7 protein-coding genes and 1 pseudogene are annotated in these 8,362 nt (G+C 40.0%); 5 read left to right on the top strand and 3 right to left on the bottom strand.

Annotated features, from left to right (window positions below; all coding sequences use genetic code 11):
• The first annotated feature begins 126 nt into the window (after positions 1-126).
• The 3 genes and pseudogenes from WDC_RS05285 to rnjA all read left to right on the top strand — a co-directional run.
• On the top strand, positions 127-564 hold the full coding sequence (locus WDC_RS05285) for a MerR family transcriptional regulator (RefSeq protein ID WP_052497804.1): 438 nt from the start codon (positions 127-129) through the stop codon (positions 562-564).
• A 399-nt stretch (positions 565-963) separates the two neighbouring features.
• A complete protein-coding gene (locus tag WDC_RS05290) occupies positions 964-1,305 on the top strand; it encodes a hypothetical protein (RefSeq protein ID WP_044010835.1) in 342 nt (113 codons plus the stop codon).
• Positions 1,306-1,611: 306 nt separating this feature from the next.
• A pseudogene (gene rnjA, locus WDC_RS05295) lies at positions 1,612-3,297 on the top strand (ribonuclease J1); the annotation flags it as partial.
• A 41-nt stretch (positions 3,298-3,338) separates the two neighbouring features.
• On the opposite strand, the gene WDC_RS05300 reads toward rnjA, so the two are convergent.
• Both WDC_RS05300 and WDC_RS05305 read right to left on the bottom strand, forming a co-directional pair.
• Positions 3,339-4,052, bottom strand: a complete 714-nt coding sequence (locus WDC_RS05300) for a glycosyltransferase family 2 protein (RefSeq protein ID WP_044010836.1) — start codon at positions 4,050-4,052, stop codon at positions 3,339-3,341.
• Positions 4,053-4,297: 245 nt separating this feature from the next.
• A complete protein-coding gene (locus tag WDC_RS05305) occupies positions 4,298-5,836 on the bottom strand; it encodes a multicopper oxidase family protein (protein WP_044010837.1) in 1,539 nt (512 codons plus the stop codon).
• A 161-nt stretch (positions 5,837-5,997) separates the two neighbouring features.
• Here WDC_RS05305 and WDC_RS05310 point away from each other — a divergent pair, with 161 nt between their 5' ends.
• The gene (locus tag WDC_RS05310) at positions 5,998-7,371 is read left to right on the top strand and encodes an Nramp family divalent metal transporter (protein WP_044010838.1); all 1,374 of its coding nucleotides are present in this window, start codon (positions 5,998-6,000) and stop codon (positions 7,369-7,371) included.
• A 29-nt stretch (positions 7,372-7,400) separates the two neighbouring features.
• A complete protein-coding gene (locus WDC_RS05315) occupies positions 7,401-7,859 on the top strand; it encodes a universal stress protein (RefSeq protein ID WP_082040925.1) in 459 nt (152 codons plus the stop codon).
• Between the two features lie 109 nt (positions 7,860-7,968).
• Here the strand turns inward: WDC_RS05315 and WDC_RS05320 are convergent, their stop codons facing one another.
• Positions 7,969-8,247, bottom strand: coding sequence for a transposase (locus tag WDC_RS05320; protein WP_044010842.1), 279 nt, complete (start codon positions 8,245-8,247; stop codon positions 7,969-7,971).
• Positions 8,248-8,362 lie beyond the last annotated feature (115 nt).

Below are 8,362 nucleotides of genomic sequence, written 5' to 3' on the forward strand. Positions count from 1 at the left end.
CTTCTTTTTTCATTTGTCAAATAACTTGACAAACTAATTAAAAAATATATACTAAATCGAGAAAATGTGAAAACGCTTTGCTAATAATTGCTACAACTGATGTTATAGTTAGAAGGAGAAAATCGTTTGGAAAAAATACCGGAAGAATTTAAAGGATTATTGGGAAAACCGGAGTTACAATTGGGGATCGGTGATGTGGCGGCAGTGACCGGTGTGTCACAGAGCCAGCTCCGCTATTGGGAGTCGAAAAACTATATTAATTCAATTAAAAATGATGAAAATAAAAACCGTAAATATTCATTAAAAACGGTTGTTGAAGTTCATTTGATCAAAGACTATTTGGACGAGGGGTTTACGCTACCCGCATCCGTAAAAAAAATGCAACAAAGAAAAGAATTTTTAAGTTTTTTGCGCAAAGTGGTCGTTGACCGTTTTGAGGAGTTGACACAAGTTGATGGACAACCAGCAATTGATTTAGGCCCACTTGATGGTCAACCAATGCAACATATCTTTGCCATTTTAGCGGGACAAGAAATCATTCTACGCCTTTTGCCAGCAAAATAGGTATCAAAATTTAAAAACATATGCTAATCTAAGCATGAAGGCTATAAGTATCGGGGCAAAAAACTTCCCGCGTTCTATCTAGTTTAAGTTGTAATGAAGTGTTGGAAAAAATTAAAGTTAATTTGAACAGCGCCAAGAGCGCTTGATTATTAATTCAAAAGAATTAATAAAAAATCGATCTAGATTGCAACCAATTGTTGAATTTCAAATTTTGGATTTCGATTAACCCGGTCGCCTTCATTGCCTGAGTTGCGGGACTCAGGTTTTTTTTGTTCCAAGACCGATACTATTCGTTAACGAATTGACTTTTCCGTGCTACTATTAGAGGTGTAACTTAAAGTGCGATACCAGATTCAATTTGATACCACATGGGGCAAAGGTATTAAAAGGAGCAGTAAAATGAATGAAAAATTAGTTAAGATCAACGATTTGAATAGTCAGTTACAGCAAAAGGCGGTACGTGATTTTGCGCGATTTTACATCAGACTGTTCAAACATGAAAATCTAGAAATTGTTGCTAACGCGACGGCTGGGCACTTTTTGGTTGATATCAATGCGGTGATTGACCGTAATCGCAATATTGATTTGGTCGAGTTACTGGCTAAGAGCAGTACGTTATCGTTTAATCAATACGTTCAAGTACTAAAAAAAATTGATCAAGGGTATTTTGAAACGGGTAACGCCGAAATTCCTTGGGACCAATGGGAGAAGCAACAACAAAGCAAGTTAGCAACAGCTTGATCAATGCTTAACGAACTCGAATCACCTAATCTGGTGGTTCTTTTTTTTACTGTTAATGCTATTATGTGGTACAATAATTTAGACTTAATCATCGTGCGGATAAATAGAAAATAAAAGAGTTGTCTAACGTTCGACTGGCAGCTCATCAATGCGTTATGGCAACGAGGTTTCATTTTGGCTTTTTAGGTAAAAATTCTGGTTCGAAGTGTGAAACAAATACTTTCTATTTATAAATTAGCCCAAACTAGTTAAACTGTTTAAGCTCAGAAGTACATATATTAAAATTAAAAGGAAGAAAAGGTAGTTATGCGAAAATTAAATATAAATAACAACGAGGTCGCGTTTTATGCGATGGGTGGTCTTGGTGAAATTGGCAAAAACATGTATTGTGTCCAGTTTCAAGACGAAATTATTGTCATTGACTGTGGGGTATTATTCCCGGAAGATGAGTTATTAGGGGTCGATTATGTCATTCAAGACTATTCATACCTCGTTGAGAACAAAGACAAGATTAAGGCCATTGTAATCACTCATGGTCACGAAGACCACATTGGTGGTTTGCCGTTTTTCCTCCAACAGGTGAATGTACCAATTTATTCTGGACCATTTGCGTTGTCGTTAATTCGCGGCAAACTAGAAGAAAAACATTTGTTACGTACAGCTGAATTAAATGAAATTGATGAGGATACAGTTCTTAAATTTAAGAAAATGTCGGTTACCTTTTTCCGGACGACACACTCAATCCCGGATACCCTGGGAATTGCGGTTCATACACCACAAGGAACAATTATCCAGACTGGTGATTTTAAGTTCGATTTGACTCCTGTCGGTGGGCTACCAGGTCCGAACTTGCAGAAGATGGCTAAATTAGGTGACGAAGGTGTCTTACTATTAACATCTGACAGTACAAATGCCGAACGACCAGAGTTTACTAAATCAGAGCAATGGGTGGATGTTCACATTCGCCGCGTGTTTGAGCGTATTAAGGGCCGGATCATTTTCGCTTCTTTTGCTTCTAACGTGTATCGGTTGCGCGAAGCTTCTGATGCTGCAATGCGCCAAGGTCGCAAGATTGCTGTCTTTGGACGTAGCATGGAAAATGCCATTGCAGCTGGTCAGGAACTAGGTTACTTAAATATTCCTGATGACTATTTGATTGATCAAAACGAAATTAATGATTATCCACCAGAAAAGGTATTAATCATGTGTACTGGTTCTCAAGGGGAGCCAATGGCTGCACTGAGCCGCATTGCTAACGGCACCCACCGGCAAATTACGATTCAGCCGGGTGATACAGTTGTCTTTTCTAGTAATCCGATTCCGGGTAATACGATTAGTGTTAACCAGTTAATCAACAAGTTGGACGAAGCTGGGGCTGACGTTGTCCATGGTTACGTCAACAATATTCATACTTCAGGTCATGGTGGGCAAATTGATGAAGAATTTATGCTTCGCTTGATGAAGCCTAAATACTTTGCACCTGTCCACGGTGAATATCGGATGCAGAAAATTCACACTCATTTAGCTGAACTGACCGGTGTTCCGTTGGAGAATAGTTTTATCTTAGCTAATGGGGATGTTTTGGCATTAACCAAAGATTCAGCTCGGGTTGCAGATCACGTTGAGGCCGGTGATGTTTACATTGACGGTCGGGATGTCGGTGATAGCGTCGGTAATCCTGAAATCAGAGAACGTCGTTTATTGTCTGAAGAAGGAGTGGTGACAGCTATTGCAGTGGTTGATTTGAAGAATCACCAAATTGTGGCTGGACCAGATATCGTGTCCCGTGGGTTTGTTTACATGCATGAATCACAAGAATTAATTAAAGCAGCGAATCATGAAGTTTTTTGGGCGATTTTAAATACGTTTAAAAATCGAAAGAAGATTGATGAACGCGCATTAAATCGGACGATTGTCAGCCGACTGCAAAAGTTACTTTTTGCGCAAACTGGCCGTCGACCAGTGATCATACCGATGGTTACAATTATCAATAATGAATAGTATCGCTTAGGCTTCAATAGTAAAAAGACCAATCACAATGATTTTGTGATTGGTCTTTTCATGTGACGAATTAAATGGGGGTCGTTTGTTTGGATGCAGTTTTCGATTGATTCGAGAACCGTCATTACCTGCAGGTGGGTAGCGGTGAAGTTGGCATTGCGCTGATTAAATTTAGGGCACACCGAGCCGCTTAGGAACGAAGCACTGTTTGCCTGGCGGTAGATGCTATATAAAAACATAGTTTCAGCATGTAATGTTAATTGGGGGTCGAACGGTATGTTGCGTAACAACTGCCGATTAATTAACATCCCTTCCAATTTCATTGGCACTTGGCCCAGAAGATAGGCTGCAATTAAATCACTAGTATGCGAGAACTGCTGATTTTGACCATTATAACCTACAATGTCAGTTCCATTAGCAACTGCATTTTGGCTAACTTGACTTAACCAGGCTGAATGCACTCGCATTTTCGGATTTAGAAACATGATATATTGACCGTGAGCTTGTGACAAGGCTTGATTATATGAAGTGGCCACAGACTGCCGCATTCTCTGTGAGATAATTGTGGTTGAAATGCCGCTTAATCGCTTGAATGCAACCAATTGCTGATAGGTTTGATCGACTGAGTTATTATCGACACAAATAACTTCAAAATTGCGGTAGGTTTGCCGTTTTAAATCGGCCAATAAAGTTGGTAACACAGCAGCATTATTTTTGACGGGCAAAATCACACTAATCAAGTTCATAAAAGTCGCCTCTTTCATTCTATATTAGTAAATTGTTATCGTATATATTATTATAAGACGAAAATAAATATCTGTCGAGCACTTAACTAATGTGAATGATAACGATTGCATTATATGATTTTTTTATGAAGTGGTCTTAGGGTATGCTTAGCAGCCTTTTACCAATGTAAAAATGCCTAATTTAGAAAATGTAATTTTTTTGTGAAATTGTGTGAGTAACAGATCATTCTTATAGTGACTTAGTGTTACATCTGCATCCCCATTTTACGATAAGATTCCATGCCACCGAGCCAGAGATCATCCATGCTGACGCCCCGCTCTTTTGCAAAAGCTGTCATTAGCGTCTCGTGATCCATTAACTGATATTTATGCTCCGGATCAGCGGGGTCAACGACTTGCAGCTGTGCCATCATGCCACCATCCTCGTGTTCAATAATGTGGCAATGATACATGAATATCCCAGCGACGTCATACCAAACTTTAAGTACCACGTGTTCACCAGGATTCACGCTCACAACATCTTTAAGTCCATATTCATTTGGATAAGGGGCATGACCGTTACGTGATACGATCTTGAATGCCGTGCCGTGCATATGGTACGGATGAATCATGCCACCTTTCATATTATTGGTATTGGTGATGTCCCATAATTGGCATTTGCCTAATGGCATTTTGTAATCAATTCGTTGCATATTGAATTTTTGGTCATCGATCATTACTTCTTCGTCCATGCCTGACATTACCACGTGCTTGACTGGTAGTGCTGCATCAATCTCGGGGCCTGGTACTTCAACCAGGTGTGGTGGTAATTTCGTGTTATCGGAAGCAAATTGGTGGATTCGAAAGTGTACAATTGGGGTGTCGTCAGAATACAAAACGACATCGTCACCTGGCTTGTAGGCACCAAAATCAACAATGATCTCATGGCGCTCGGCACAGGTAGTCATCAAATGTGTAAATTTAATTGGTTCAGGTAAAATACCATCGTCAGAGGCTACTTGTGTAAATTCGAGGTTATCGCTAAAATGCAAGCGCCATTCTCTGCGATTAGCACCATCCAAAATACGCAATCGGAGTCGTTGAGTAGTGACATCAAAGTATGGGTTAATTGTGCCGTTAATCATTGCGGTGGGTCCTTGAACTCCATCAGGATCGTAATCAGCTTGATAGTCCCACTGGTTATTTTCATGGAAACGGCGGTCTTGCAAAATCAGGGGAATGTCATCAATGCCATAGTTACGCGGCAACGGTAATTGAGCTTCTGCATCATCTTGAATTACCACTGCAGTTGCTAGGCCATGCCAGACTTGTGAGGCTGTTGAAGGACATGGATGGGCGTGCAGCCAGCATGTAGCAGCTGGTTGATTGATTTTGAAGGTGACATCACGACTGCCATCTGGATAAACGGGCGCATGACAGCCACCGTCCTCAATTGGTCCGGGAATATTGAGGCCATGCCAGTGAAAGGTGGTTAGTTCCGTTAATTTATTTTCTAAGTGCAGGTGAATTGTTTTGCCATTTTTGAAAATAATTGTTTTACCTAACAGACTGCTATTGTAGCCCCATGTTTTGGTTTTGGCGCCTGGAAGCAATTGTGTCTCGCCAGTTTGTGCGGTGATGGTGTAATACATATCAGAGTTAGTTTCTTGGTCAGGAGCTAATACTGCGGGAATATTAAGTGGTTGTGGTGGCGTTTGTGATTCCTCGAGGGGGACGTAACCACCGTCATGCGTATTAAATGCGGATTTGTCATAAAAATAATCAGTATATACTTTTTCTGCCATATTGAAGCCTCCCATAATTTTAACTTCAATGTCATCATACTATTGTTGCATGGTTTTATATAGGGGAATTAGTTAATTTTGTTTAGGAATACCTAACTTTTTATTTACACTAATAAAACTTGTGATACAATTATAGGTGAACAAAAAGAAAGGGATGCTTAATGATGGATAGAGTAGGAAAAAGTTCACGAAGCCATAAGTTAATTCGCTATGCCAACGGCCCCAGCTTAGAAGAAATCAATAGTACCGTAACGATTCCTAAAAATGCTGGTTTTTTGAAAACACTGTTTGCATTCAGTGGACCGGGAGCGCTGGTATCTGTTGGCTACATGGATCCGGGTAATTGGATCACTTCAATTGGTGGTGGCGCTCAATTTGGTTACTTGTTAATTTCTGTAATCCTGATATCAAGTTTGATTGCGATGTTACTTCAATACATGGCCGCTAAACTTGGCATTGTGACTCAGATGGACTTAGCTCAGGCAACCAGAGCTCACACCGGCAAAAAATTAGGAGTGATTTTGTGGTTGACCACTGAATTAGCAATTATGGCCACTGACATTGCCGAGGTAATTGGTGGTGCCATTGCGTTAGAGCTATTGTTCAAGATTCCGTTAGCGTATGGTGTTTCTTTAACCGTATTGGACGTCTTAATTTTGTTGTTATTAACGAAGTTAGGTTTTCGAAAAATTGAAGCAATCGTGGTTACTTTGATCGCAGTTATTTTGTTGGTATTTTTATACGAGGTTTTAGTGGCCCAACCGCAATTTGCTAGTGTGATGGGCGGGTTTGTGCCGCGACCACAAATTATGCAACATGCCCAATTAACCATGGCCCTTGGAATTGTTGGGGCAACTGTTATGCCACATAATTTATATTTACACTCTTCAATCTCACAAACCAGAAAATTTGATCATGGCAATGAGAATGATGTCGCTCGGGCGGTTAGGTTCTCAACGTGGGATTCGAATATTCAGTTGACCGGTGCCTTTGTGATTAACTGTTTACTCTTAGTGCTCGGTGCGGCAATGTTTTTTGGCCACGGCGAGGGCTTAGGTACTTTTTCTTCACTGTACAATGCTTTAGGTGACAGCAAGCTTGCTGGTGCAGTTGCCAGTCCAGTACTAAGTACATTATTTGCAGTTGCTTTATTGGCTTCGGGTCAAAATTCAACTATTACAGGAACGTTAACGGGACAAATTGTGATGGAAGGCTTTATTCATATGAAGATGCCATTATGGGCCCGCCGGTTGGTGACTCGCCTGTTATCAGTCATTCCCGTTTTGGCCGTGACCATTATATATGGTGGTCAAGAGGCTGCACTGGATGATTTAATGGTTTATTCGCAAGTATTCTTATCAATTGCGTTGCCAATTTCAATGGTGCCACTTGTAGTGTATACAAGCAGTAAGAAAATTATGGGACAACGATTTGTTAATCCATTTTGGGTGACAGCGCTAGGCTGGATCTGTACAATTGGGTTAACGGTATTAAATATTCAATTAATTTTCAGCACCTTGGCACCGTTGTTTTGATGGATGGGCTCAAGAAGGGAATGATTTAATTGGCAATTAGGATTGAACCGCAGCAATTTAATAAAATTCTAGTAGGTGTAGATGACGCTCCAGATGCACACGCAGCGTTTAGCTACGCAGTTGATAAAGCCAAACGAGATGGTTCGGAATTAGGGATTGTTTCGGTATTGGAAACCGCTGATATCAATATTTATGAAGCGATGTCCAAAGACTATATTCACGGCACCCGAGCTCAATTGGAACAACGAATCAATGAGTATGTGCAGGCCGCAGTAGATTATGGTGTTGCGAAGAACAAAATAACAGCGATTGTTGATGAGGGACCTAAACCAGCAGAACGAATTGTAAATCACGTACTGCCTGAATTTCATGCAGATTTATTGGTGGTCGGTTCTGTGGGCAAGGAAGATAGTAAAAAAATGTTCGGCTCGCAAGCCTCTTACATGGCCAAAAATGCGGGGATTTCAGTGACTATTATCCGCAGTTGATTTTTGTGATTCGCATTGTTTAAATAAGTCGTGCTTAAAAGAGATTAAGAAATTTTCTTGGCTCTTCGTCAAGAAGTACTGATGACTTAATTTAAGGACGTAGTCCTTACTAGGCAACTAGTTCTCTTTCAGGAGGATTAGTTGTTTTTTTGTTTAGCTGTTTTAAACTGTTTTTATAATTTATAGAGTAGAAACTAGTAGAAAATGCTACAAGTATCCTAAGTCTGAAATTGGTAAAGTTTCTGAAGCCGTATGCTGTTCGTTTTATTACTTTGATTTTATTGTTACATCCTTCAACGGGACCATTTGTATAACCCTTATAATCTTTGATGAAACTATTAGATATTTCCTGATAATGTCTTCTCAGAGTGAGCTTGGCACGGTTCATTTCTTTTGGAAATGCTTCATACTGAGGATCATCTTTATCTGGCCATATTTTTTGTTTTAGGAGTTGAGCATCTTGATTTTGAATCACGAACAAAATATCTTGATAAAAGTTCTAG

This window comes from Paucilactobacillus wasatchensis (genome assembly GCF_000876205.1).
GTDB lineage: Bacteria > Bacillota > Bacilli > Lactobacillales > Lactobacillaceae > Paucilactobacillus > Paucilactobacillus wasatchensis.